The sequence below is a fragment of the Streptomyces sp. NPDC032161 genome (assembly GCF_040636995.1).
Lineage (GTDB): Bacteria > Actinomycetota > Actinomycetes > Streptomycetales > Streptomycetaceae > Streptomyces.
Window position 1 is genome coordinate 24,673 of sequence record NZ_JBEZVN010000035.1, and the last position, 24,567, is coordinate 49,239.

At 71.6% G+C, this 24,567-nt stretch carries 21 protein-coding genes, 1 rRNA gene and 1 pseudogene; 13 read left to right on the forward strand and 10 right to left on the reverse strand.

Features of this window, described 5'->3' with window-relative positions:
* Positions 1 to 170: 170 nt before the first annotated feature.
* A complete protein-coding gene (locus tag AB0E67_RS31200; RefSeq protein ID WP_362033015.1) occupies positions 171 to 617 on the forward strand; it encodes a metal-sensitive transcriptional regulator in 447 nt (148 codons plus the stop codon).
* Positions 618 to 907: 290 nt separating this feature from the next.
* Here the strand turns inward: AB0E67_RS31200 and AB0E67_RS31205 are convergent, their stop codons facing one another.
* Both AB0E67_RS31205 and AB0E67_RS31210 read right to left on the reverse strand, forming a co-directional pair.
* Positions 908 to 1,102 carry a hypothetical protein gene (locus tag AB0E67_RS31205; protein ID WP_362033017.1) on the reverse strand — a complete coding sequence of 65 codons (195 nt, stop codon included), beginning with the start codon at positions 1,100 to 1,102 and terminating at the stop codon, positions 908 to 910.
* Between the two features lie 220 nt (positions 1,103 to 1,322).
* Positions 1,323 to 2,228 (reverse strand): hypothetical protein, encoded by a 906-nt coding sequence (locus tag AB0E67_RS31210; RefSeq protein WP_362033020.1) that lies wholly within the window; start codon positions 2,226 to 2,228, stop codon positions 1,323 to 1,325.
* Positions 2,229 to 2,361: 133 nt separating this feature from the next.
* Here AB0E67_RS31210 and AB0E67_RS31215 point away from each other — a divergent pair, with 133 nt between their 5' ends.
* Together AB0E67_RS31215 and AB0E67_RS31220 are read left to right on the forward strand one after the other, a co-directional pair.
* On the forward strand, positions 2,362 to 2,550 hold the full coding sequence (locus tag AB0E67_RS31215; RefSeq protein WP_362033023.1) for a hypothetical protein: 189 nt from the start codon (positions 2,362 to 2,364) through the stop codon (positions 2,548 to 2,550).
* Positions 2,551 to 2,633: 83 nt separating this feature from the next.
* A complete protein-coding gene (locus AB0E67_RS31220; protein ID WP_362033026.1) occupies positions 2,634 to 4,298 on the forward strand; it encodes an FAD-binding oxidoreductase in 1,665 nt (554 codons plus the stop codon).
* 125 nt (positions 4,299 to 4,423) lie between these two features.
* Here AB0E67_RS31220 and AB0E67_RS31225 read toward each other — a convergent pair whose 3' ends face one another.
* The 5 genes from AB0E67_RS31225 to AB0E67_RS31245 all read right to left on the reverse strand — a co-directional run bounded on the left by AB0E67_RS31225 (position 4,424) and on the right by AB0E67_RS31245 (position 11,585).
* Positions 4,424 to 5,155 carry a phosphatase PAP2 family protein gene (locus tag AB0E67_RS31225; protein ID WP_362033029.1) on the reverse strand — a complete coding sequence of 244 codons (732 nt, stop codon included), beginning with the start codon at positions 5,153 to 5,155 and terminating at the stop codon, positions 4,424 to 4,426.
* 346 nt (positions 5,156 to 5,501) lie between these two features.
* Complete coding sequence (locus AB0E67_RS31230) at positions 5,502 to 6,509, reverse strand: bifunctional lytic transglycosylase/C40 family peptidase (RefSeq protein WP_362033063.1); 1,008 nt, start codon at positions 6,507 to 6,509, stop codon at positions 5,502 to 5,504.
* A 341-nt stretch (positions 6,510 to 6,850) separates the two neighbouring features.
* On the reverse strand, positions 6,851 to 7,498 hold the full coding sequence (locus tag AB0E67_RS31235; RefSeq protein WP_362033031.1) for a hypothetical protein: 648 nt from the start codon (positions 7,496 to 7,498) through the stop codon (positions 6,851 to 6,853).
* On the reverse strand, positions 7,495 to 9,831 hold the full coding sequence (locus AB0E67_RS31240; protein ID WP_362033033.1) for an alpha/beta hydrolase: 2,337 nt from the start codon (positions 9,829 to 9,831) through the stop codon (positions 7,495 to 7,497). The genes AB0E67_RS31235 and AB0E67_RS31240 overlap by 4 nt, the downstream gene beginning before the upstream one ends.
* A gap of 1,187 nt (positions 9,832 to 11,018) precedes the next feature.
* Positions 11,019 to 11,585, reverse strand: a complete 567-nt coding sequence (locus AB0E67_RS31245; RefSeq protein ID WP_362033035.1) for an ATP-binding protein — start codon at positions 11,583 to 11,585, stop codon at positions 11,019 to 11,021.
* 196 nt (positions 11,586 to 11,781) lie between these two features.
* On the opposite strand from AB0E67_RS31245, the gene AB0E67_RS31250 reads away from it, so the two are divergent.
* Both AB0E67_RS31250 and AB0E67_RS31255 read left to right on the forward strand, forming a co-directional pair.
* Complete coding sequence (locus AB0E67_RS31250) at positions 11,782 to 12,633, forward strand: helix-turn-helix transcriptional regulator (RefSeq protein ID WP_362033038.1); 852 nt, start codon at positions 11,782 to 11,784, stop codon at positions 12,631 to 12,633.
* Positions 12,634 to 12,941: 308 nt separating this feature from the next.
* Positions 12,942 to 13,163, forward strand: a pseudogene (locus AB0E67_RS31255) (DUF397 domain-containing protein); the annotation flags it as partial.
* A gap of 151 nt (positions 13,164 to 13,314) precedes the next feature.
* Here the strand turns inward: AB0E67_RS31255 and AB0E67_RS31260 are convergent.
* Positions 13,315 to 13,791 (reverse strand): nuclear transport factor 2 family protein, encoded by a 477-nt coding sequence (locus tag AB0E67_RS31260; protein WP_362033066.1) that lies wholly within the window; start codon positions 13,789 to 13,791, stop codon positions 13,315 to 13,317.
* Between the two features lie 285 nt (positions 13,792 to 14,076).
* On the opposite strand from AB0E67_RS31260, the gene AB0E67_RS31265 reads away from it, so the two are divergent.
* The 7 genes from AB0E67_RS31265 (at position 14,077) to AB0E67_RS31295 (ending at position 22,673) form a co-directional block, all read left to right on the forward strand.
* Positions 14,077 to 14,703, forward strand: a complete 627-nt coding sequence (locus tag AB0E67_RS31265) for a DUF402 domain-containing protein (protein ID WP_362033041.1) — start codon at positions 14,077 to 14,079, stop codon at positions 14,701 to 14,703.
* Between the two features lie 315 nt (positions 14,704 to 15,018).
* The gene (locus AB0E67_RS31270; RefSeq protein WP_018101695.1) at positions 15,019 to 15,327 is read left to right on the forward strand and encodes a hypothetical protein; all 309 of its coding nucleotides are present in this window, start codon (positions 15,019 to 15,021) and stop codon (positions 15,325 to 15,327) included.
* Between the two features lie 213 nt (positions 15,328 to 15,540).
* Positions 15,541 to 16,407, forward strand: a complete 867-nt coding sequence (locus tag AB0E67_RS31275; protein ID WP_362033044.1) for a hypothetical protein — start codon at positions 15,541 to 15,543, stop codon at positions 16,405 to 16,407.
* 220 nt (positions 16,408 to 16,627) lie between these two features.
* On the forward strand, positions 16,628 to 17,911 hold the full coding sequence (locus AB0E67_RS31280) for a hypothetical protein (protein WP_362033068.1): 1,284 nt from the start codon (positions 16,628 to 16,630) through the stop codon (positions 17,909 to 17,911).
* Positions 17,908 to 19,458, forward strand: coding sequence for an SCO6880 family protein (locus tag AB0E67_RS31285; RefSeq protein ID WP_362033046.1), 1,551 nt, complete (start codon positions 17,908 to 17,910; stop codon positions 19,456 to 19,458). Before AB0E67_RS31280 ends, AB0E67_RS31285 begins: the two co-directional genes overlap by 4 nt.
* A 67-nt stretch (positions 19,459 to 19,525) precedes the next feature.
* A complete protein-coding gene (locus tag AB0E67_RS31290) occupies positions 19,526 to 20,947 on the forward strand; it encodes an ATP-binding protein (RefSeq protein ID WP_360118941.1) in 1,422 nt (473 codons plus the stop codon).
* Between the two features lie 112 nt (positions 20,948 to 21,059).
* Entirely contained in the window at positions 21,060 to 22,673 is a 1,614-nt protein-coding gene (locus AB0E67_RS31295) for a type VI secretion protein (protein WP_362033049.1), read from the forward strand.
* 101 nt (positions 22,674 to 22,774) lie between these two features.
* Here the strand turns inward: AB0E67_RS31295 and AB0E67_RS31300 are convergent, their stop codons facing one another.
* Positions 22,775 to 23,335, reverse strand: a complete 561-nt coding sequence (locus AB0E67_RS31300; protein ID WP_362033051.1) for a GNAT family N-acetyltransferase — start codon at positions 23,333 to 23,335, stop codon at positions 22,775 to 22,777.
* A 380-nt stretch (positions 23,336 to 23,715) separates the two neighbouring features.
* Between AB0E67_RS31300 and AB0E67_RS31305 the strand changes: the two genes are divergently transcribed.
* On the forward strand, positions 23,716 to 24,384 hold the full coding sequence (locus AB0E67_RS31305) for a response regulator transcription factor (RefSeq protein ID WP_362033054.1): 669 nt from the start codon (positions 23,716 to 23,718) through the stop codon (positions 24,382 to 24,384).
* 107 nt (positions 24,385 to 24,491) lie between these two features.
* Here the strand turns inward: AB0E67_RS31305 and rrf are convergent.
* Positions 24,492 to 24,567, reverse strand: a 5S ribosomal RNA gene (gene rrf, locus AB0E67_RS31310); the annotation flags it as partial.

Below are 24,567 nucleotides of genomic sequence, written 5' to 3' on the forward strand. Positions count from 1 at the left end.
AGGCTGATGCTAGGCGCATCATCCGGCCACGGCTAACCGGCATTCTTCAGTGTCGCGCATGGGATGCGGAGATCAGCACGGGCCCCCGGTCACGTTTCGGCAGAATTCGTTAAGCTATACCCACCAGGGGTATATGGACGGCAGTAGTAAAGGGAATACGGGAGGCAGCCATGACCACCACCGGGACCGCCGCGACCACCTCGGACGCCGGCACCGCGAGCACCGGCGCCACGGCGGATGCCACGACCTCGGGCGCCTCGACCGCCCCCGACCCCGTGGCCGGTTCCGCCACCACCGGGGCGGCCGAGCCGGTCGTCACCGACCACGACCGGGGCATCCACGGCTACCACCACCAGAAGGCCGAGCACCTCAAGCGGCTGCGCCGGATCGAGGGCCAGATCCGCGGCCTGCAGCGCATGGTCGACGAGGACGTCTACTGCATCGACATACTCACCCAGGTCTCGGCATCCACGAAGGCCCTCCAGTCCTTCGCCCTCCAACTGCTGGAGGAGCATCTGCGGCACTGCGTGGCGGACGCCGCGCTCAAGGGGGGCGACGAGGTGGACGCCAAGGTCGAGGAGGCCACCAAGGCCATCGCCCGCCTGCTCCGCACCTGACGACGGGACCCGGCCCGCGACCGGGCGGGCCGGGCGACGACCGGTCACGCCCGGCGGGCGCCGACCGGGCCCCGGGCATCGCCCGTCACGGCGGATGGTCGCGGGACGGACCGGATCACCGCCGGTGCCGCGACCGGAAGATCTGCCCGGAAGGAACGTCATCCGGTGCGTGCGATCGCAAGGTGACCGGAAGCCCTCGGACGGGATCCCTCCTCGGCTCGAACGAAGTCGAGAGCCCGGGGAAGTGCCGGGCGGCGTGACGGGGCGAACGTTGCCGGGAGGGCCAGTGGTCAGGCCAGGCGGTCACCGGACCGCGGAGCGGCGGCCCGCTCGGCGACCACCCCCACGTTCAGCACCTCGTCGATGCGGGCGGAGCTGAGCCGCTCCCCGATCGCGGCCGACGCTGCGATCATCAGCTCGCCGCAGAGCTCGATCTCGGCGAGAGCCACATGGTCGGATTCGGTCCGTGTGCCGAGCGTCACCACGCCACTCACCTCTCATTGCCGTCGCCGACTTCCCAGCGTAGGGAGCGGAGCACGGGCCGCGCATGGCACGGACGGACCATTTCTGCTCCGCCGGCTTGCCTACGTCCGACCCCGCCCGGCCGTCCGGCCGCCCGCGCCGCCCCGGCCGGGACGCACCCGCCGCCGTGCCGACACGCGCTCCACAGACGTACCGGCGCACCGAAGCCGCTCCGCGCCCCGCCTACCGCTCCTCGATCTTCCCGGTGTAGATGTCGTCGTCGTCCGGCAGCCGGACGGAGACGGGCACCCCGAAATCGGACAGCGACGTCGTCGACGTCACCTCCACCGCGGGCCCCTCGTCGGCGAAGGTGAACCGGTGGCGCACCTCGCGCAGCCGCCCCTGTTCGTCCAGGTACGCGTCGAACGGCACGGTTCGGGTGCGAAATCCTTTCGTCGCCGCGACCAGCGCCCCGCGCGATTGCGGTGACGCCTCGCGGGCCGCCCGCCCGATGTCCGAAACCCCTCGGTAGTGCCGCACGCTCACCCCGGCGAGCACCGCCTGCCCCACGTACTCCACCTGCCGTGCCCCGCGCAGCAGTTCCGCCGCGATCATGGGGTCGGTCACCCCGCCGGTGACCAGATTGCCGTCCACCAGTGCCGTCGTGTCGACCCTGACCCACTTGTCCGCGGGCACCCCGGCGCCGCGATTCATCATGTACAGCGCGTCGGGGACCAGCAGCTCGGTGATGGGGCGGTGCCCGTCCGCCCCGGCGGCGTCCTCGGGCAGCACCACCTCCAGCCGGCCGACGCGCCTGCGGAAGTCGTACGCCCCGCGGCCCCTGATCGTCACCCGCGTCCCGCCCGCCGCGGTCTGCATCGACGTACGCACCCGGGCGCTTCCCCCGACGTCCCCGCCCCCGGCTCCGGCCACCGTCCCCGTTCCGGTGCCGGACACCGTCCCGCCGAGCACCTCGGCCGCGCGGCGGACCGCGTCGAGCGAGTCGCCCCCGCCCCGCTCGTCGGCCACGGCGCTGTCGCCGCCGACCCGATCACCCCCGCATCCGGCGGTCGCCGCCATCACGCCCACCACGGCGAGGGCGCAGACAGCGCGCGCCCCGCCTCCGGACCTGTGCCGCTGCACCACCATCGCCTGCCAACCCCCAACGCCGTACCGCTTGACCGAGCCCCCCATCCGTTCCGGATAACGACAACCCGTGTCCCCCGTCACGCCGTTCCCGAACGCCACACCGCCGAGTGGCGGCGCCCAGTACCGTGGACGGGTGTACGTCCAACACACCCCAGAGGTCCCGCCGACCGCCCCCGCCCCCACGTCCTTCGGACACGAACCCACGACTGTGGAACGCGGCTCGTTCTGCACCGCCCGTTGCGCCTGCGGATGGTCGGGACCGGCCCGCCGCTCCCGCGACCGGGCCCGGGCCGACGCCTCGGAGCACCGCGCCTCGCCCTGACCCCACGCCGCACCCCCGCACACCTCGCGCCCGGCCTCTCCCCCCACCGACCGGCCCGCGCCGGCCCCTGCCCCGGAGGTCCGATGGACACGCCCCACCAGCCCCCCGTTCCCCAACCGCGCACGGGGCCGGGCCGGCGCGCGGTGCTCACCGCGGGCGCCGTCGCGGCGCTCGCCGGCGCCGCGAGCGCGTGCGACAACGCCCCCGTGCCCGGCGACGATCCGGCGGGCACGGGAGGAGCGTCGGGCGCTTCGGGCGCCTCGGGCGGGACCGCCCCCGGCTCACCCGCCTCACCGGACCCATCCGTCCCGTCGAAGCCCTCCCCCGCCGGTCCGGCCGACTGGTCCGCCCTCGCGAAGGGCCTCGACGGCAGGCTCGTACGGCCCCGGGACGGGGACTACCCGACCGCCCGTCAGCTCTACAACACCCGGTTCGACGGTCTGAAGCCCGCCGCCGTGGCCTACGTGGGGCACGCTGCGGACGTCCGCGAATGCCTGGCCTTCGCCCGCCGCACGGGCACCCCCGTGTCGATCCGGGGCGGCGGCCACTCCTACGCGGGCTGGTCGAGCGGCGACGGACGCCTCGTCATCGACGTCTCGTCGCTGTCGCGCGTCGAACGGAACGGCACGATCGGCGCGGGCGCCAGACTCATCGAGGTCTACCAGGGCCTCGCCCGCCACGGCCTGACGATCCCCGGCGGCTCCTGCCCCACGGTCGGCATCGCGGGCCTCACCCTCGGCGGCGGCCACGGCGTCGCCTCCCGCGCGTACGGTCTGACCTGCGACAGCCTCACCTCCGCCACCCTCGTCACGGCCGACGGCAGGACCGTCACCGCGGACGCGGACCACCACCCGGACCTCTTCTGGGCGCTGCGCGGTGCGGGCAACGGCAACTTCGGCGTGGTCACCGAGCTGACGTTCCGCACCCGCCCGACCCCGCAGGCCGTCACCGCCTACACGTCCTGGCCCTGGTCGCGGGCCCGTTCCGCCGTCACGGCGTGGCAGGAGTGGGGGCCGTCGCAGCCCGACGAGATCTGGTCCTCGCTGCACCTCGCCGCCGGTCCGGGCGGCGGCAGCCCGACCGTCACGGTGGCCGCGTTCGGTCTCGGCACGTACGACGAGCTGCAGAACGCCGTCGACCGTCTCGCCGACCGGATCGGCGCCCCTGCGTCCTCCGTGTCGCTGCGCCGCCGCGGCTACCAGGAGGCGATGCTCGGGTACGCGGGCTGCGCGGGCATCACCGACGCCCAGTGCCATCTGCCGGGTTCGACGCCCGGCCGCACCGAGCAGGGCACGCTCCAGCGGGAGACGTACGCCGCCGCTTCCGACTTCTACGACCGCTCGCTGTCCCCGGTGGGCGTCGGCGCCCTCCTCGACCGGGCCGAGGCGTTCACCCGCATCCCGGCCTCCGGGGGCGGCGCGGGCACCATCACGCTGACCGCGCTCGGCGGCGCGATCAACCGGGTCGCCCCTCGGGCCACGGCGTTCGTCCACCGCCGTTCACGCGTCCTGGCCCAGTACATCGGTGCCTGGGAGCACGGCACGGCGGGCAGCGCACAGCAGGACTGGCTGAAAGACACCCACACGGCGATGCGCCGGTACGCGTCCGGGGCGGCGTACCAGAACTACCCGGATCCCTCCCTGGGCGACTGGCGCCGGGCCTACTACGGCACGGCCGCCGAGCGTCTGGCGGACCTGAAGAAGCGCTACGACCCCGAGCGCCTGTTCTCGTTCCCGCAGGCCCTCTGATTCCCCGGCCCCTGACGCACCACCACATCGCGGCCGGGAACCGGCGGGGCGGTGCTCCGGCCCCGGTCCCGACGGGCAGCGCGTCGGCCCGGCCCCGGCCGGGCCGGACGAGTTCGAAGCGCGGCCTACGCGGCCAGGTCCTTCTCGCCGTCCCGGCAGACCGCCCCCGGTCGCGGCTCGGGAATCCCGATCGTCCCCGCCCGGCCACCGGGCCTCGCCGCCGACGACGAACCACGCGACCTGACGAGCCGTCCGAGGCGGTCCGAGCGGGCGACGGCCGCCGTCAACGGCGTCAGCAGCATCATCGCGAGCGGGGAGAGCAGCAGGGCGACCGCCGTGCCGAGCGCCAGTCCGCCGACGACGTCGGTCGGGTAATGGACACCCATGTAGATCCGGCAGAAGCCCTCCAGGAGGGCCAGGCCGATCGCGACGACACCGAACTTCCGGTTGACCACGAAGAGTCCGACGGCCAGGGCCATGGCCATCGTGGCGTGATCGCTCACGAAGGAGAAGTCGTTCTTCCCCTCCACGAGGACCTCCAGCCCCGCGTGTTCCCGGAACGGACGCTGCCGTTCCACGAATCCGCGGATGGGGATGTTGACGAGCAGCGCGATCCCGGCGGCGAGCGGCGCCCAGACGATCCCGGCGACCGCCGTCACCGAGTCCTCGGCCGTGCCGCGCCGGCGCACGCTCCACCAGCACCACAGGACCACCAGGACCATGCCGAGCATGATCCCGTACTCGCCCACGAACTCCATGATCCGGTCGAACCAGGCGGGGGCGGACTTCGCGAGCCCGTTGATCTCGTAGAGCAGGCCGACGTCGGGGTTCGACCCATCCATTGCGAGTCCAGCCATCCGCTGCGGCCCCTTGTCTTGTCTGCTGACGCGGGGCACACCCGTGCACCGCCCTGACGAACCCCCGTGTCGGTTCGATCACCGCGTGGTCGCGCTGCCCGTGCGGACCCGTCCGTACGGACCTGCCGGCGAGGGCCGGTCCGGAGGGCGTGCGCGCGGTCGGCTCACAGCCGCCCGCGGGCCGCCCGGTCCACCCGGGTCATCCAGTCCATCCAGGGAACGACGCGGTCCGTGCGCGCGTTCCACTCTCCACCGAATGATCACTATGACGTTATCGAAGAGTGACTCATCGTCGCAGCTCAGGGCCTGGGCCTTACGGAGAGTTCCGGCCACCGCCGTCGCCGCGTCAGACCTCCGGACGGTCGCCGGGAAGGTCGGTCGGGAGGGCCGCGGCCCCTTCCTTCGTCACGCGGGTCGCGCCGAAGTAATCGGGGGTGTCGATCTTGTCGAACCGGATCACCGACCCGGTGTACGGCGCGTTGATCATGTAGCCCCCTCCCACGTACAGCCCCACGTGCCGGATGGCCCGCGAGTTGGTCAGGTCGTCCGAGAAGAACACCAGGTCACCGGGGAGCAGTTCGTCGCGCGAGGGATGCGGCCCGGCGTTGTACTGGTCGTTCGCCACCCGGGGCAGGTCGATCCCCACGGTGCGGTACGCGGCCTGGGTCAGCCCCGAACAGTCGAACCGCCCGCCCTGCTCCGGTGTGCCGTTGCCACCCCACAGATACGGCGTGCCGAGCTTGTTCTGGGCGAAGTGGATGGCCCCGGCCGCCTGCTCCGAGGGCTGCACCCGCCCCACGGGCCGGGCGAAACTCTTCTCCAGCGACCGGATGATGGTGACGTAGTTCTTCGTCTCCGCGATGTTCGGGACCCCGCCGGAGCGGATCACCCGGTACGCCCCGGCGTTGTACGCGGCGAGCATGTTGTCCGTCTGGTCGCCGGGCACCTTCTTCACGTACCCGGCCAGCTCGCAGTCGTACGAGGCGGCGGACGGAATCGCGTCCTGCGGATCCCACACGTCGCGTCTGCCGTCGCCGTTGCCGTCGATCCCGTGCCCGGCCCAGGTGCCCGGGATGAACTGGGCGATCCCCTGGGCGGCCGCCGGGCTCTCGGCCCGGGGGTTCCATCCGCTCTCCTGGTACAGCTGGGCGGCCAGGAGGGCCGGGTTGATGGCCGGGCAGAGGTTGCCCCACTTCTGCACCAGACCCTGGTACTTCGCCGGCACCGCGCCCTTCGCCAGCCCGACCGACCCGCTCCTGCCGGAACCCGCGAGTCCGGCTGCGGCGGAATACGTGCCGACGACGAGCAGCGTCACGAAGCACATGGCCATGCCGACGCCGAGCCCACCGATCACCCAGAATTTTCGCACCCCTCAACCATCCCCCATCCAGGCGGCTTTCATGGCCGCTTTCGCGGGTGTGTACGAATCAACCGGGTCATTGGGGTCGTTCACGGGCCCCTCCCGCACCTCGGGTGACACAGGGGGCGCACCCGCCGGCCGGTGGGGCGCACCGCCCCCCGACGGGGCGCACGCCGCGCCGCCACGGGTTCACCGTGCGCCGAACTCCGACGGGTGTGCGCCGAACGGCGATCGGCACGCCCTGAACACGAGTCAGGGCGTGCCGATCCGGAATCCTCGCGCGTCGGCACGGACCACGCCGTGCCGACACCCCCTCAGGCCATCTCGATTCCCCGTCAGGCCGTGCCGCTCGACCAGTGATCGGACCGCACGTTGGGGCGCGGGAGCGGGTAGACCCCCTTGTACGCCGGTCCGTTCGGCTCGGACGTGGACTCGGCGACCTTCGACTCCTTCACGCAGGGGCTGTCCGCCTCGAAGAAGACCTGGCCCTTGCCGCGGACGCTCACACTGATCCCGAAGCCGTCCTTGGTCTGCGCGTAGACCGCAGGGAAGACCTTGTCGTCGTTCTTGCCCTTGATGCGGTAGCCGTTCTCGCGCCAGTGGTTCTCGACCTGGTCCAGGAAGCTCTGGCGGCGTTCCGCCGACACGATGGTCATCACGGTCCGCCTGCGGGTCACGTCGCAGGTGCCGGTGGTCGTCGGGCCGTGCGCCCACTGCACCTCGGGGTCGATCGCCTCCAGCACGGAGTCGAGCATGCCGTCGGACCGTTCCGCGGCCTCCTGCATGTCCATGTCGGTCCTCTTGGCTCGCCGGACGCCGTCGGTCTCCTGGGTGTTCTCGTCGCCGGTGCCCTTGGTGCTCATGTTGCTCTCGGTGGAATTGCCCGGGCTCTCGCCGCCCGAACCCGCGTGTTCGTTGCCGCAGCCCGTCAGCGCGAAGCCGACGGCCAGTGCCACCGCGACGAACCGGAACCTTCGCTTCATCGCTGTTCCTCCATCTTGAGCCTGTCGGAGTTGCCGGACACGATCAGGGCGATGCTGTCCGCCGACATGGCGTCCCGTACCGGGTCGAAGTAGTTGGAGTGCGCGTCGAAGCTCACACCACCGGTACTGACGAACGGCGTCCCCGGGGCCACCGGGAACCGCTTGGCCCCGAACGCCTTGCTCGCCGGGTCCTTGCCGAACCAGAGGTCGTCGTCGCCCTTGTCGGCCAGGTCGCCCGCGATGTACGCGCCGGCCGGGCCTCCCAGGATCATCCCCACCGTACCCACGACCACCTGTGTCTTGGACGGAAGGTGGGTGACCGGGTCGTTCTGGGCGGCACCGACGAAGACGTGCCCGGCACCGACGCCGAGGTCCACGGCGCGGTCCACGCCGACTCCGGGACTGCCGACCAGGATGATGTCGTCGACCCCCGGGATACCGCCCGGGTGCTGTGTCGCGGCCCCCACGGCGCGGGAACCGTAGGAGTGACCGATGGCGGTGATGTGCGGGTCCGCGTTCTGGTTGGTGGCCGAGATGCCCGACATGAAGTCGTTGTACGCGGCTCCGCCCTTCTCCGCCCGGCTGGTGCCCGCGACGGCCAGGCTGTGCAGCCCGTCCGGCGACTGCGGCGCGTCGTAGCCGAGCCAGACGATCGCCGCGGTCGACGAGTCGTAGCCCTGGGCGCCGATCGCCGTGTCGCGGGCGCGCTTGAGGCCCGTCTTGGCGAAATCCTCGTCCAGCGAGGTGTTCAGGCCCGGCACATAGGCCGACACGTGCTTCGACGTGTCGGGGTTCCCGTACGAGACGATGGCCCTCCCGTTGCCCTCGTCGCTGATGCCGAGCAGGTACATCGGCGGCTGACTGCCCTCGTTCAGCTGACGCTGGATCTCCCGCAGACCGGCCAGCTGCTCCCTCGACTTGGAGTCGGTCTTGCCCTCCAGCTTCGAGATCAGCTCGGGCAGGTTCTTGCGGTTGGCCTTGTCCCGGTCCGCCGCCGGAATGCCGTCCAGGTAGCCGATCTTGTCCGAGGAGAGGTCGAGGTACTGGTCGCGCTGCTGCTGCGACAGGCCGTCCCACCACGCCTTGCGATCGGCTGCGGAGGCGTTGTACGGGATGCGGTCGTTGAGGTAGTCGCGCGTCGCGCCCTGCACCGCCGCTTCGACCCGGGGCCCGGAGCCGGGCAGTCCGGCGACCGCGCCGCCGCCCCCGCCGGACGCCTTGGTCATGTCCCAGGCGGCGGCGATGTACTGGCCCTTGTCCCACTTGTTGCCCGCGCCCCGTGCCGCCTGGCCGTACTGGTCGGCGATGCCCTTGACCGTGTCGCCGGGGTGGAAGACCGCGTCGACGACGCCGGTGACGTCGCCCCACAGGCCGCCGTCGCCGACGACACCGTCGAGGAAGCCGCCCTCCGAGGAGCCGGAGGAACCCGACGAACCGTCTTGTCTACCCGCGTCAACCGGCGAAGAAGAATTGCCGCCGGTCGATTCGCCGGAGCCACCGGAGCCCTCGGTGCCGCCCGAGCCCTGGGTCCCACCGGTTCCCTGGGTCCCACCCGTGCCACCGGAGCCGCCGGAGCCGCCCGACGAGCCCGTGCCACCGGACGCGTCGGATCCGCCGGACGCGGCCGAACCGCCGGAGTCCGCACCACCGGAGGTGGTCGACCCGCCGCTGCCGGTACCACCGGTCACGGTCGCACCTTCGGAGCCCGCACCGCCCGACGAGCCGGACCCTCCGCCGGTCGCCCCCGAGCCCTTGCCCGCCTCCACATTGCCGTCCGGCGGCGCGCACGCGCCCCCGGTCAGCTGGCAGATGGCGTTCTGGATCTGCCCGGTCAGCTGCGCGCCGATTCCCGTGGCCACGAGCGCCCCGATGAGGGCCACGACCACGAGGATCATGCCCAGGTACTCCATCGCCGTCTGCCCGGCGTCGGCACGACGCCACTTCAGCATCCGCGCGAAGCTGAACGGGCGGTACTGGACGCGCTGTTCGGGCCGCAGCCGGAACCACTCGCGCGAACCGGAACGGCAGAGCAGGACGATGACGACGACCGGCAGGACCACCTGCGCCAGGCCCTGCCCTGCGGTGCCGTCCTTCAGGGTCGCGAACGCGCCCAGGGCGAGCCAGATGTGTACGGCGAGGAGCCCACGCCGGATCCAGACGCCCCCGGTCCGCACGTACAGCGACAGCACGAACCCGATCACGCCGGGCAGGGCCGCGTACACGAGCATGCCCAACAGCCGCCCGTCCACCGCGTCGACGGCCGACGCCACGACGAGCGCGTCGATCACACCGATGACGGTGACGGCGAAGAGAAGCCGTACGAGAATCAGCACCGCCTGCAAGGGGCGCGACAACGGCTGTCTACCCGGAGGAACGTCGGCGGCACCGATGCCGGCACCGCCCGGTACCGCTAATTCTCGTATGCCAGACACGGCGAGTCTCCCCAGCTTTGTGAGTGGGTGCAGCGACAGTTCCCCCCGGTACCGTTATGCGACCACAGCACTACAGGGCGCGGCATGGGCCCCAGGGCCCAATACCAGGCTCAAAAACCCAGGTGATCGGCCTCTCCCGTACCGTCACCGACCGCCTGGATCCGGGGCATTGAGGACGGGCCACCCGTCGGGGCGCACCGGCGGACCAGAAGGTGGAGTGGACGTCGGGGCGAGGAATGATCTCGGCGCGCCTCCGGACGAACCTCTCCGAAATGGGGGCAAGGATTGCGCGCCGGCCCGGCCCGCCGCGGCTTTCATGTCCATGCGAGCCTGTTTCCCTGCCACTCATCGGAAACCCACTCCCAGAACAGCCGTCAATGCCATAGGCGCTGGAATGGCAAAACAACGATCTCCGCATTCCGTCCCCTCGGTATCGCTCCGCCCCGATCCCTTTCCGCATGCCCTGGAAGCGATCGACGCGGAGTACTGTCGGCCGACACGGCGTCCCTGTTCGGGTCGAAGTGGCCGAAGTGGGCGTCCGGAGTGATTCCAACTCACGTAGAGGACCGAACCGTTGATACCCGTGATATCGGAGAGCCTGACGACGCTCCGCCGTGCCGCCGAGGGCTAAACGGTGACGCTCACGGCGTCTGCACCCGCCTCATCCGAGGCCGTTCGACAACCGGTCTGTCTCCACCCACAGGACGAGCCCCGCGCGCGGTACGCCGACACCGGCGAGTGGGCGGACGGGGTGGAACACGCCCCTGACCTCCCTCGTTCGCAGCCTGGTTGGACGCCATGGCCCGTTCCCTCACCGCTCCCGGGACGGGGAGCTGAGAATCGGAGCCGTCAGGGAAATCAGGTCCGCAGGAAGGCCGCTGGGGAAGCGGTTGGGAAAGTCGGGGACATCAAGGGCTGCGAAGTCGCCTCAGTCCCTCGGCTCGTCCGCGAGCTCTGGCGGCTCCGGGTCGGCGGCCAGGCGGGCATGCAGGTGTTCGTCGTGGCATCCGCCGTCGCCGAAGCGGAAGGACTCCCGCAGGATCCCTTCCGGCAGGTATCCGCTGCGATGGACGACGCGGCAGGCCCCCTCACCCCGGCCCTGATCGGGTCTCGCGCTGCGCCTCCGCGTCCGCCCCCTCCGCGGTTTCCTCGCCCTCTCCCTTGGCCACGCACTCCACCCAGAGCAGCTTTCCGCCCTGCCCCGACACGATGCTTCTGTCCGGCGACCCGGCGGCCCGCAGTGCGCGTTCGGGCCGCCCGCCGCCACCGACCCCTCCGCCGCTCAAGGGAACCGCTCCCCAGCTCTCCGCGTAGAGCGTCACCAGATACAGCCCGCGCCCCCGTTCAGCCAGCTCCGCCGGGGTTCCGGCGCTCCATCGGAACGGTGCGGGAATGCGCGGGCTGGTGTCGCGGACGCCGAGCCGGATCCGGCCTCGCCCGGCTTTGCGCAGACGCAATGAGTACGGCCCCGGCGAGTGCAGGTACGCGTTCGTGACCAGCTCGCTCGCCAGCAGTTCGGCGTTCTCGACGAGTTCGGGCATGCCGTGCAGGCGCAGCGCGGTGCGGAGCATCGCGCGGGCCACACCGGGAGCACGGGGATCTCGCGGGAGTTGAAGGGTGTACGTCCAGGGCGGGGATACCGTGGCATTGACCATGGAAGTCTCCGTTCACGGAGGGAAGTCGGAAGATGCGCTTCGGGTTGTCCGGTGACGAGGCCGCTCCGTCGAGCGGGGTACTTCCGGACCGGTGGCCTGCGTCACACACTAGAGCCCGATGCGGAATACATTCCATGAAATCCATGGATTACGTAACAGATACGCTCGTGTGGGTGACCAAGACGGGGAGTGAGTGATGCCGCCCAGCACCACACCGACGGCCCGCCGCAGACGGCTGGGGGCCGAGCTCCGCAAGCTGCGCGAACGCGCCGGGATCACCGCGACCGAGGCCGCGCGCCTGCTCGGCGGCAACCAGGCACGCATCAGCAACATCGAAGCCGGCCGCTACGGCGTGAGCGCCGAACGGGTGCGCACGCTGTCCTGCCACTACCACTGCCCCGACGAGGCGCTGGTCAACGCGCTGGCCGCCATGACGGGCGACCGGAAACGGGGCTGGTGGGAGGAGTACCGGGAAATCCTCTCCGCGGAACTGCTGGACCTGGCGGAACTCGAACACCACGGAACCGCGCTGCGCACCGCCCATGTCTCCGGCCTGCCCGGTCTGCTCCAGACCACGGACCATGCCCGCGAGGTCTTGCGCCAGGTCGTCCCCGCTCTCACGCCCCCGGAGATCGAGCATCACCTGTCGTTCCGGATCAAGCGTCAGGCCGTCATCTTCCGCGAGGACCCCGCGCCCTACCGGGCGGTCGTCCACGAGGCGGCCCTGCACATGCGATTCGGCGGTCCGGCCGTGGCCAGACAGCAGCTGGCCCACCTGCTGGCCATGAGCGAGCGCGATCACGTCACGATCCGGGTGATCCCGTTCCGGGCCGGCGGATATCCGGGGACCGGCCAGCCGGTCCACTACGTACACGGATCCGTGCCGCAACTGGACACCGTGCAGCTGGACCAGGCGCACGGCATGGCCCTTCTGGACGCGGAGGCCCACCTGCACAAGTACCGGCAGGTGCTGGACCGCATGGAGTCCCTCGCGCTGGACGCCGCCGAGTCGCGCGACCTAGTGGACGCCATCGCCCGGGACCTCTGAAGAGAACCCGTCGCCGGACCGTGCACGAGGTCGCCGGACCACTCGCGGCGGTCGCCGGTTCGCCCGCGGTCGTCGCCGGACCGCCCGCGGCGGTGGCCGGACCGCCCGCGGCCGGAGCCCTCGCACCCACGGCGGGGCGGATCCCGCGCGCCCGTCTTCGCCGCCCTGCTCCCGCTCCCGGCACGGTCCGTCCTGCGGAGATCCGCGTGCTCCGGCACGGCCCCGCGCACGCCCCGGCGCCCGGCCGGCTTCCCCGCGGCACCGTCAACACGCGCCGTCAACACGCATAGTCAAGGAGAATCCCGTCCATGACCGACATCCCCGCCGACCTGACCTGGATCCGCGCCGCCCCCGAGGACGACGAGGGAACCGGCCCCTGGATCGAGATCGCCTTCGGCCCGGACGAACTCGTCCGCCTCCGCGAGACCGGCGACCCCACCAACATCGTGACCACCACCCGCGCCAAATGGGATGCCTTCGCCAAGGGCGTCCAGGCCGGCGAGTTCGACCACTTCATCGACGACGTGGACTCCCAAACGGACTCCGGCACGGCCACGGTCTCCGACACGGCCACGGACTCCGGCACGGACACCGACCCCGGTACGGGCATCGGCAAGGACATCGACGGGACCGCCGACGACGGCGCCTCCGCCCGGCCCTGAGCCGCCCGCTTCCGGTCCGCTACGAGCCCTCGGCGCCGGGCACGTCGACGGCGTCCGGGACATCGACGGCGTCGGCCTCTTCGAAGGCGCGGGCGACGGCCAGGCTGTCCTCGTAGACATGGTGCCGGACGACGAGACCGTTCTCGACCGTGAGGTGCAGGGCGAACCGGGCCCGATACGCGCGTCCGGTCGAGCGGACGGTCTGGCGGATCTCGCCGAGCACGACCGCGTCGTCGCCGTCGACGAGGATCCGTTCGATCACCGTGGCCGCCCGCCCCGCCACATGGTGCTCGGCGAGCTCGCGGTAATGGGCGACGGCATCGGCGCGGGTGGAGCGGTGGCGGATCCACGGGGTGGCACGGCGACCGTGCTCGCCCTCCGGCCAGTTCAGCTTCCAGTCGCCCCGCTCGGCGTACAGCTCCGCGATGTGCTCGGGGTCGCCGGCACCGATGCGGCCCAGCAGTTCCTCCACCACGGCGCGGGTGGTCGTGGGTATGACCGACAAGGCCGCTCCCTCCGAATACGTCGGCACTCCGCACCCGGTCGGCGCGGAGAGGAACACCATTCCTACAGGCGCCGCCGCCTCCACGCGATGACTCCCGAAGTAATCACCTGGGACATACGGGACGCATGAGATGCATGGGACGCGTGCCACGACCGGACCCCGCCCGGCCGTCGCTCCACGTGTCCTCGCTCGGCGCCACCCGCTTGCGTACCGCGCCACCCATCCGCGAACCCGCGCCACGTGTCCGCGCTCCGCGCCGTGGGCACGATCAGCGGCATGGACGACGCCCCTGGCCGGATACTTCACTGGAACTTCTTCATCGGCGGCCACCTGAGCGCCTCGGTACCCGTGCGCCTCGTCGAGCGCACCGACAGCGGTCAGCTGGTCTGGATGGAGACCGGCACGCCCATGTGGCGTACGAGGCTCCCGCGCGGAAAGCATCTGCGGGACATCGCGCCGCACGAACGCCCGGCCGACGGATACCCGTTGGTCGCCGACCGGTGGCCGATGGGCAGCGCCCTCTTCCACCAGCCGGCCGGTGCCGGGCACTCGGTGCTCTGGCTCTTCGGCCGCCACCGGAGGTTCCGCGGCTGGTACGTGAACCTGGAGCACCGGGTCCACCGCGGTGACGACATCGACGTCGCCGACCACGAACTCGACATCGACGTGGCCCCCGACCGCAGCTGGCGGTGGAAGGACGAACGTTCCTTCGCCGAGAAGACCGGGCATCCGGCCTACTGGACCCCCGAGGAGGCGTCGGCCATCCGGGACGAGGGCCGCGCGGTCGCTCGACTCGCCGAGGCCGGAACGTTTCCCTTCGACGGCACCTGGTGCGACTTTCAGCCACCACCGACCTGGACGACGCCTCCCCGCCGTCCCGTCCCCCGTCACCCTCTGCTCTGACCGGATCCCGTCCCGACCTGGAACGGACCGGCTCCACGCCTTGAACCCACCAGGTCCACACCGGGCTCCAGCCGGGGTGACGCGATGGCGATCATTGCCCGGGGTCACTCTCCGTGATACACAGAGTAACCATACGTGTTCGCTCATACACCGATTCGATCCGCCAGTCAGATGGTCGAACCGGTCACACGTGCGAGATTCGGGTAAAGAGAGCCGTCAAGCCGTCGTACGAAAGCAGTTTCATCAGCGAAGATAGAGGGCGACCCGTGTCGTGTGGCAGGGGCATCGAACTACCCAACAGGGGCGGTGACTTACATGATCCTGGCAGCTGAAAAGGGCGACATCACCACCATCATCGGCGGAATCGCCCCGAACTGGGGGCCGTTCGGGACCCTGGGCAACGAGGCCCGCGTGATGATCGAAGTGGTGATGGCCATCGCCATCCTGCTCTGCCTCGGCATCGCGGTCTGGGGTGCGGCCAAGCAGCGCATCGGCGCCACCGCACTGCGCGACACGTTCAGCGCGGAGCAGGGCAAGGGGCTGATCGTCGCGGGGCTCACCGGTGTGTTCATCATCGGATCCCTGGGGACGTTGTTCACCATCGTCTACGGGATGGCCGTCTGACCGGCGGTCACCCCTGCCAGGGGCGCTTCGCGCCCATTCCTCCGTTCCTTGTCCGCCCCACCTCCACCACCCGCCCGTCGTGCCCACCGGCAGAGGTTGCGTCCCCCTGATGTCGAGTCACCACACCGCGCCCGCGCGGGAAGCCGTGCGGCTACCGTCGTATCACCCGGTTCAGGAAGCGGTCGAGCAAACGGTTGAGGGGGCGTACGAGAGATGAGCACCGGCGACGAGCGCGGCTACGGCGGCCCGGGGCGTACCGCCGACCCGTACAGCACCATCGGTGGTACGCGGCAGACCCGTACGCGCCTGCCCGACGGCGAGGGCGACGACTACGGCGCCGCCCGCCGCCCGGCCCGTTCCTCCCGCTCCCTCGTCGTGGTCGTCGGCGTGGTCGTCCTCCTGATCGCCGCCATCGCGTTCGCGAACCTGGGCGGAGGCGGCAAGGACGGCAAGGACGGCGGCCCGGGGAGCGCGGGCGGCAGGCCCGACTCCTCGTCCACCGCGGCCACCGGCACCAGACCGGTGACGGGGAAGAACGGTTCGATCCCCACCGGGTTCGCCCACGACGAGCAGGGCGCACAGAGCGCGGCGTCCAACTTCGCGGTGGCGCTGGGCTCGGCCGGGATGTTCAGCGCCGACACCCGCCGGTCCATCGTCGAGGCCACCCATGACCCCGCCGTCGTGGAGAGCCTGCTGACCGACCTGACGAAGGCGTACTCGCCGGGCCTGCTGGAGAACCTCGGTCTCCACGCGGACGGCACCACCCCCTCCGGCCTGACCTTCGTCTCCCGGACCATGCCCGTGGGCACGAAGGTGGTCGAGCACGGCGGCGACACCGCCACCGTCGAGGTCTGGTGCACGGGTCTGGTCGGCATGGCCGGCCAGGACTCCACCAAGCCCGTCACCTCACGGTGGTTCACCCTCACGCAGAAGCTCAAGTGGGTCGGTGGCGACTGGCGGATCGAGTCGTCGAGCCAGACGGAGGGCCCCACGCCCGTCAACGGCGACAACCGGGCCTCGACCGCGGACGAGATCGCCAGTGCCGTTCAGGGATACGGAGGCTTCACCTATGCCCGCTAGTGCCGTGACCGGAAAGGCTTGCGGGGCGGACGTCGCCGGGAGGGGCACCGGGTCTCGTCGTCATCGCCCATCGGCGCGCGTCCCCGCATCGGCCCTCGGCCGACGCCGTCGCACCCGCTCCTTCCCGACGCTCCTCGGCCGACGCCCGCGCGCCCGCGCCCTCCTGACGGTCCTCGCCGGTCTGCCGGTGGTGGCGGCGCTCCTGCCGGTCGTGTCGCTCCTGCTGGCCTCACCGGCCGTCGCCGACCCCTCGCCGTCGTCCACGCCCCAACCGTCGTCGACGCCCTCGCCCGGCGCGAGCGACGGCGCCTGCGACCTCATCGTCGGACTCGCCAAGGACTACTGCGAGAAGGGCGAGGCGGCCACCACCCAGACCCCCCGCTCCACCGTCGACGAATCCCTCGACCCCCTCTCCTCCCTCGCCCGGGGCTGCGCCGACGCCGCCGCGTGGATCATCGACAAGCTCAGCGAGGCCGTGAAGCAGACCGCGAACGTCGACTTCACCAACGAGACCTTCCGCAACCAGTACGCGATCGTCTTCGCCGCCTCCGCCTTCCTCACGCTCGTCCTGTGGCTGTTCGCCGTCGCCAAGCGCGCCATCCGCGGCGTCCCGCTCAGCACCGCGATCTCCGAGGCGGTCGGCTTCCTCTGGCTGACCGTCATCGCGTCGGCGTTCACCCCGCTCGTCCTGTACGTGGTCGTGTCCGCCACCGACGGCATCAGCGACGTGATCGCCTCGGCCACCGGGAACAAGGCCGACGTCTTCTTCGGGTCCTTCGCCGAAGCGCTCAAGAAGGGCTCCGACATCGGCGGCGGGCCGATCATGCTGATCGTCGTCTCGCTCGTCTCGATCCTCGCCGCGGGCGTCCTCTACCTGGAACTCGTCATCCGCGCCGCCCTGCTCTACGTCGGCGCCCTGCTCGGCACCGTCGTCTACGCGGGGCTCGTCGACAAGAACATGTGGGGCCACGTACGCCGCTGGGCGGGCATCATGATCGCGGTGATCATGGTGAAACCGGTCATCGTCATCGTCCTCGGACTGGCCGGCGCCCTCTCCGGCGACGACGGACCGGACGCGTTCTCCTCCGTGGTTTCCGGGCTCGCCATCATCCTGCTCGCGATCTTCGCCTCCGCGATGATCTACCGCTTCGTGCCCGGTTTCGGCGACGAGATCCAGGGCGCGCGCACCAACCGCAAGCAGGCCACCGACGGCTCCCAGGCCGCCGCGCTGATCAGTTCCCCCGCCGCCCTCGTCTCCCAGGGCATCAAGACGCACAGCGGCCGCGGCGGCCAGAACGGCGGCGACGCCGGCGGCGGCCCCCGGCCCGCCAACCCGGTCAGCGGCGGCGTCGCCGCGCACGGCTCCCGCGGCACCGGTTCCCCCACCGCGCCCCCGCCCCGCAGCGGATCGGGTCCGGCCTCCGGCACCCCGCACGGCAGCCGCACCCCGCGCGGCGGATCAGGCAGTACAGGTAACAACAGCACGGGAGGTGGAGGGCGTTGACGACTCCGGCCCACACGATCGCGCCCCGCCGCACGTATCTCATCGGCCGCGCCCGGCCGAACGCGATCGTCGGCAAGAACCGCGAGACCGGGGAGATCGCGCTGATCATCGTCGGCGCGTTCCTCGGCATGGTGAGCGGACTGGCCATCCCCTACCTGGCCCCGCGGATCGTGCTGCTGGCGGGCTTCCCGCTGCTCGCCCTGGCCATCGTGTACGTCCCGTACCGGCACCGCACCTTCTACAAGTGGTATGAGATCAACCGGAGTTACAAGCGCCTGCTGCGCCGGGGCACGTCCTACCGCTCCGGCGCCATGGAGGCCGGGGTGCGCGCCGACGGGCAGGAGGTCGAGATCGGCCCGCCCCCGGGCATCGGCCGGATCAACTGGCTCGCCGCCCCCTTCGGTCCGGACGAGATCGCCGTGCTGCTGCACGCCGACCGCCGCACCGTCACCGCCGCGATCGAGATCGAGGGCCCCGGCGTCGGCCTGCGCGACAGCGAGGACCAGGAGGCTCTCGTCGACCGCTTCGGCACCCTGCTGAAGCACGTCGCCAACGGGGACGGCTTCGTGACCCGTATCCAGATGCTGGCCCGTACCCTCCCCGCCGACCCCGACGCGCATGCCAAGGACGTCGGCCAGCGCGGTGACGACTCCTCACCGGCCTGGCTGCGGGACTCGTACGACCAGCTCCAGTCCATGGTGTCCACCTCCAGCGAGCAGCACCGCGCCTACCTCGTGGCCTGCATGCACTACACCCGTGAGCTCGCCGCCGAGGCCAACGCCATGGCCCGTGCGGCCCGCCCCGCGTCCGGCCGCAAGCTGGACCGGGACGCGGGCCTCGCCGTCGTCATGGCGCGCGAGCTCACCGACATCTGCGCCCGTCTCGCCGAGGCCGACATCAGGGTGCGCCAGCCGCTCGGCCAGAGCCGGCTCGCCTCCCTCGTGCACTCCATGTACGACCCCGACCACCCCATCGACCACATCCAGGCGATGACCAAGCGCAACGCCTGGCCCGCCGAACTGGACGCGGTGGAGCCGACGTTCCTCCAGGCCAAGACCCGTGAGTCGGCCACCCGCGCCCCCTGGTGCCACTCCACGGCCTGGGTGAAGGAATGGCCGATGACGCCCGTCGGGGTCAACTTCCTGGCCCCGCTCCTCGTCCACACGCCCGATGTGATCCGTACGGTCGCGGTCTGCATGGACCTCGAACCCACCGAGATCGCCATCGAGCGGATGCTCACCGAGAAGACCAACGACGAGGCGGAGGCCAGCCGTCAGGCCAAGATGAACCGCACCGTCGACCCGCGCGACATCGCCGCGCACGGCCGCCTCGACCAGCGGGGCGAAGACCTCGCGAGCGGCGCGGCCGGGGTGAACCTCGTGGGGTACATCACCGTGTCCTCGCGCTCCCCCGAGGCCCTCGCCCGCGACAAGCGGACGATCCGTGCCTCCGCCGGCAAGTCGTACCTCAAGCTGGAGTGGTGCGACCGCGAGCACCACCGCGCCTTCGTGAACACCCTGCCGTTCGCCACCGGCATCCGCCGCTGACCGCGCGACCGACCCCACCGAGACAACCGAGAGACACGAGAGACACGAGAGGGAGGCCGGTCCCGCCATGCGAGATCCTCTGTCCGCGCTGTCGGACGCCTTCACCGCCTTCCTCTTCGGGAAGGTGGAGACGACGAGGCTGCCCGTCCGTACGTCGACGGGACAGGCCCAGGCCGTCTACCTGCCCACCGCGGCCCCCGGCCTCGGCGACTCCGGCGTGATCATCGGTCGTGAGGTGTACTCCGGCAAGGGCTACATCTACGACCCGTTCCAGCTCTACGGGCAGCAGCTGCCCGCCCCGCACTGGCTGGTGCTCGGCGAGTCCGGGAACGGCAAGTCCGCGCTGGAGAAGACGTACGTGCTCCGCCAGCTCCGCTTCCGCGACCGCCAGGTCGTCGTCCTGGACGCGCAGGGCGAGGACGGCGTCGGCGAGTGGAACCTGATCGCGCAGCAGCTCGGGCTCACCCCGATCCGCCTCGACCCGGCCGCCGCGCTCAACGGCGGCATCCGGCTCAACCCCCTCGACCCCGCGATCACCACGACCGGTCAGCTCGCCCTGCTCCGCACCATCATCGAGGTGGCGACGGGACACGGGCTGGACGAACGGTCCGGCTTCGCGCTGAAGGTCGCCCACGCGTACGTCAACGAGACGATCACCGACCGGCAACCCGTCCTGACCGACATCGTCGAGCAGCTCCGGCACCCGGAACCCGAGTCCGCCGAGGCGATGAACGTCGACATAGACGACGTACGGGCCTGGGGCCTGGACGTCGCGCTCGTCCTGGACCGACTGGTCGACGGCGACCTGCGCGGCATGTTCGACGGGCCGACCAGCGCCGGCATCGACCTCGACGCCCCGCTGATCGTCTTCGACCTCTCGCACATCGACCGCAACTCGATCGCGATGCCGATCCTGATGGCGATCGTCGGCGTCTGGCTGGAGCACACCTGGATCCGGCCCGACCGGAAGAAACGCATCTTCCTGGTCGAGGAGGCGTGGCACATCATCAACTCGCCCTTCGTGGCCCAGCTCTTCCAGCGCCTGCTGAAGTTCGGGCGACGGCTGGGCCTGTCGTTCGTGGCGGTCGTCCACCACCTCAGCGACGTCGTCGACGGAGCGGCGGCCCGCGAGGCCGCGGCGATCCTCAAGATGGCCTCGACCCGCACGATCTACGCCCAGAAGGCCGACGAGGCCAGAGCGACGGGACGGGTGCTCGGCCTGCCGCGCTGGGCCGTCGAGATCATCCCCACGCTCACACCCGGCATCGCGGTCTGGGACGTCAACGGCAACGTCCAGGTCGTCAAACACCTGATCACCGAGGCGGAACGGCCGCTCGTCTTCACCGACCGCGCGATGACCGAGTCCTCCTCCGACGAGACCGTCCCGGACGACGAGCGCGCCGCCGACCTGGAGGCGGAGGAGCGCGCGGCACGGATCGAGTACCAGCAGCGGCGGCTGAACGAGTCGTCCGAGTCAACGGTGGCCTGACATGGCGGGGCACGGTGGAGTACGAGGCACTGGAGGCGGGGGCGGGAACCGAGGAAGGAACGGGCACGGCGCAGCCGACCGGGACGGCAACGGCGGAGGCATCCCGGACGGGATGCTGATCGGCCTGCTGGCGTTCCTGCTCGGGCTGACGCTCCTGGCGTGGACGGCCACCGGTCTGGCCGGTCTGTTCGCGCACGGCGCCTGGCCGGAAGGGGTCACCCTCGCCGAGACCCCCCTCGCGATGCGCAGGCTCGTCACCGCGCCGCACGACCTCCCGGCCGCCTGGCCCGGGACCCCGGCGGACGCCCTCTCGGGATACGGGCTGTTCTGGGGCCTGTTCATAGGCGAACTGATGGTGCTGGTGGTGCTCGCGATCTTCGTGCTGGGGGTGGTGACCCGCTGGCGCGCGGTACGGGCCCGGCAGCGCGCCGAACGGTACGCGGCCCTGTACGAGGACGGCGAGACGGGCAGGAAGACAGGCAAAGAGGCAGGCACGGAAACGGGCAGTGACACGGGCAGCGACACGAGCGGGCCCGCGGAAGCCGCCGTGACGGGCCGTCACCCGGCGCCCGCCCCGCAGCCCCTCGCCCCCGAGCCCACGCCGCGCCCCGGGGCCGCACCGGAACCCACGCCCGTACCGCACTCCGCCGCCACGCCCGCGACGGACCCCGTTCCCGTGCCCGGCCCTGTTCCCGTGCCCGGCCCCGCTCCGGAGGCAGCCACCGCCCCGGCTGCGAGGACACCCGCCGCTCCGGAGCCCGGCCCCGGCGCCGGTCCCGTCGCGGGGACCACCCCCGGCGCCCCGCTCGTCGTCCACGGTCCGCCCGCCACCCGCCGCCCCACTGTCGTCCGGGCGATCCTGGAGGCCGACGGGCCCGCGCTCGTCGTCACCTCGGACCCCACGGTCTGGGCGGAGACGAAGGGACCCCGGGCCAAGCTCGGCCCGGTCCTCGTCTACGACCCCGGCCACCTCTGCGACACCCCGGCCCGTCTGCACTGGTCGCCCACCACGGGCTGCGAGGACCCCGACACCGCCGCGTCCCGCTCCGCCGCGCTGCTCGCCCCGGTCCGGCCGCAGGCCCGTATGGACGCGGCGACGGCCGACACCGCGGAAACGCTCCTGAAGTGCTGGCTGCACGCCGCGGCCGTCGACGGCCGCCCCTTCCGCCAGGTCCACCGCTGGGCCCTCGGCGGCGGCGCCCACGAAGCGGTGCGGTTGCTGCGCACCCACCCCAAGGCCGCGTCCGGACTCGCCGGGCTGCTGGAGTCCGCCCTCACCGCGCACCCCGAACGCCGCGAGATGGCACAGGAGTTGACCGTACGGGCCTTCGGCGCGCTCTCAGCGGTCCACATCCGCGACGCCTGCACACCGAACCGAGCGGATTCGCTCGCGCTGGCATCTTTCGTGGACGAGGGGGGCACTCTCTATGTGGTGGGTGAGCCGATCGAGGATCCCCGTTCGGGCCCCGGAGCGATGCCCCTGCTCACGGCGCTCGCCTCACACGTGGTCGAGCACGGCCGCCGCCTGGCCGCACGGTCAGCCGACGGTCGGCTCGACCCACCAATGACGCTCGTGCTCGACGACGTCGCCGCGGTGGCGCCCCTCCCCCGGCTCCCGGAGCTGCTGTCGACGGGCGGGGCCGCGGGGCTGCCGACCCTGGTCCTCCTCCGTTCCCGTGAACAGGCCCGTGCCCGCTGGCCCCAAGAGCTCCCGCCCTCGCGCTGAGCTCCGCGCCGCCTCGTGCGGCCTCACGCCCCTCGCCGAGCGGACCGGGCCCCGGCCCGCCGCGAGCGGCCACGACCCGCCGAACGCACGCCGCCTCGTGGCTACTCCGGGCGCGCCACCGCGCACTCGATCTCCCGGGCGGACGGATCCCCCGGCACGGGCTCCGTCCGCCCGGTGGGCACGAACCCGATCCGCCGGTAGAACGCCGCCGCCCGCGGATTGTCCTCGTGCACGTACAGCCGCACCCGCTCGATCCGCGGCCCGTCCAGCGACCAGGCCCATTCCGTCGCGGCCCGGAACAACTCCTCGGCCAGGCCCCGCCCCCGCGCCTCGGGCCGCAGGAACACGCCGACCACATGAGCCTGGTGGGTCTCGGCCTTCTCCCCGAACCGGACCTCCGCGTCCGGCCGTTCGATCAGCACCGTCACGCTGCCGTCCCACCGCCCGTCGGGCGCCACGGCGACGAACTGCCGCACCTCGCCGTTCCCGTCCTCGGAGGCGCCGAGCGCCCGGTCCCGCCAGAACGCGTCGGAACGGGTCACACCCTGCTCGTACGTCTCCAGGAACGCCACGGACGCCACCGGGTCCCGCAGGGCGGCCAGCCGCAGCTCCTTGACCAGGCGCCATTCCTCGGCACGTACGACTCGAATCACATGGTCCATCCACCGATCCTGCCGCCACCCGCCCGACCAGCACAAACAACTTTCCCGGCCGGCGCCCGTGTCCGCCGCCCGTCGTGCGCCGGGCGGCCCCATCCCCGTGTCGTACCCCGGTACTACGCGCGCCGCCACGTCCCGCCCCGGGTCGGACGCCGCCGCCCGCCCCGCTCCGTAGCGTCGCGCTCATGACACAAGGCCGGTGGCCGCCAGGCCGGTGGCCGGGAGGAGGACGGAGGGGAAGCCGCCGGGCAGGGCATCGCGGGGATGCGGGAACGGGCATCTCTCTACGACGGCACAATCGAAGCAGCCCCGCTGCCGCCGGGCGCCGGCTCCGCGACCGGCTGGCGGGTGCGGATGCTGCTCCCCCTGGAGGACACACCCAAGTGACGACCGTGCTCATCGCGGACGACCAGCCGATGCAGCGATTCGGCTTCCGCATGCTGCTGGAGAGCCAGGACGACATGACCGTCGTCGGGGAGGCCGCGAACGGCCACGAGGCCCTGGAGCTGGTGACCCGGCACCGCCCGGACGTGGCGCTGATGGACATCCGCATGCCGCTCCTGGACGGCATCGAGGCCACCCGACGCATCGTCAGGACCGGTGCCGGCACCCGTGTCCTCATCGTCACGACGTTCGATCTGGACCGGTACGCCTATGACGGACTGCGCGCCGGTGCCAGCGGGTTCCTCATCAAGGACGCGCTGCCGGAGGAACTGCTCTCCGGCATCCGGGCCGTGGCGAGCGGGGACGCGGTGGTCGCCCCGAGCCTCACCCGTCGGCTGCTGGACGCGTACGTCCAGCACCTGCCGGCCACTCCCGGTGGCCCCGCCGCAGGGCTGCACGCGCGCATCGCGACCCTCACGGAGCGGGAGCGGGAGATCCTCACGGTCATCGGCCGGGGATGGACCAACAGGGAAATCGCCGAGCGTCTCCACCTCGCGGAATCGACGGTGAAGACCCATGTGACCCGCATCCTCGCCAAAACGGGTTCCCGTGACCGTGTCCAGGCGGTCATCCTCGCCTACGACACCCGCCTGGTCACCCCTGCCTGAACGGAGCCCCCCCGAAAACAAGAATTCCCCCGGAGAAACCGAGGGAAAAGATTTTGAACGCGAGAAAGCCCCGCACCACAAGGGTGCAGGGCTTCCCCACAAAAACTGTTCGGCGGCGACCTACTCTCCCACAGGGTCCCCCCTGCAGTACCATCGGCGCTGAAAGGCTTAGCTTCCGGGTTC

Coding starts and splice junctions, on each gene's coding strand:
- AB0E67_RS31290 (WP_360118941.1), top strand. CDS start 19,526: ATGCGAGATCCTCTGTCCGCGCTGTCGGACGCCTTCACCGCCTTCCTC.
- AB0E67_RS31265 (WP_362033041.1), top strand. CDS start 14,077: ATGGACGACGCCCCTGGCCGGATACTTCACTGGAACTTCTTCATCGGC.
- AB0E67_RS31270 (WP_018101695.1), top strand. CDS start 15,019: ATGATCCTGGCAGCTGAAAAGGGCGACATCACCACCATCATCGGCGGA.
- AB0E67_RS31210 (WP_362033020.1), bottom strand. CDS start 2,228: ATGGTGGTGCAGCGGCACAGGTCCGGAGGCGGGGCGCGCGCTGTCTGC.
- AB0E67_RS31300 (WP_362033051.1), bottom strand. CDS start 23,335: ATGGACCATGTGATTCGAGTCGTACGTGCCGAGGAATGGCGCCTGGTC.
- AB0E67_RS31295 (WP_362033049.1), top strand. CDS start 21,060: ATGCTGATCGGCCTGCTGGCGTTCCTGCTCGGGCTGACGCTCCTGGCG.
- AB0E67_RS31220 (WP_362033026.1), top strand. CDS start 2,634: ATGGACACGCCCCACCAGCCCCCCGTTCCCCAACCGCGCACGGGGCCG.
- AB0E67_RS31245 (WP_362033035.1), bottom strand. CDS start 11,585: ATGGTCAATGCCACGGTATCCCCGCCCTGGACGTACACCCTTCAACTC.
- AB0E67_RS31225 (WP_362033029.1), bottom strand. CDS start 5,155: ATGGCTGGACTCGCAATGGATGGGTCGAACCCCGACGTCGGCCTGCTC.
- AB0E67_RS31235 (WP_362033031.1), bottom strand. CDS start 7,498: ATGAAGCGAAGGTTCCGGTTCGTCGCGGTGGCACTGGCCGTCGGCTTC.
- AB0E67_RS31200 (WP_362033015.1), top strand. CDS start 171: ATGACCACCACCGGGACCGCCGCGACCACCTCGGACGCCGGCACCGCG.
- AB0E67_RS31275 (WP_362033044.1), top strand. CDS start 15,541: ATGAGCACCGGCGACGAGCGCGGCTACGGCGGCCCGGGGCGTACCGCC.
- AB0E67_RS31250 (WP_362033038.1), top strand. CDS start 11,782: ATGCCGCCCAGCACCACACCGACGGCCCGCCGCAGACGGCTGGGGGCC.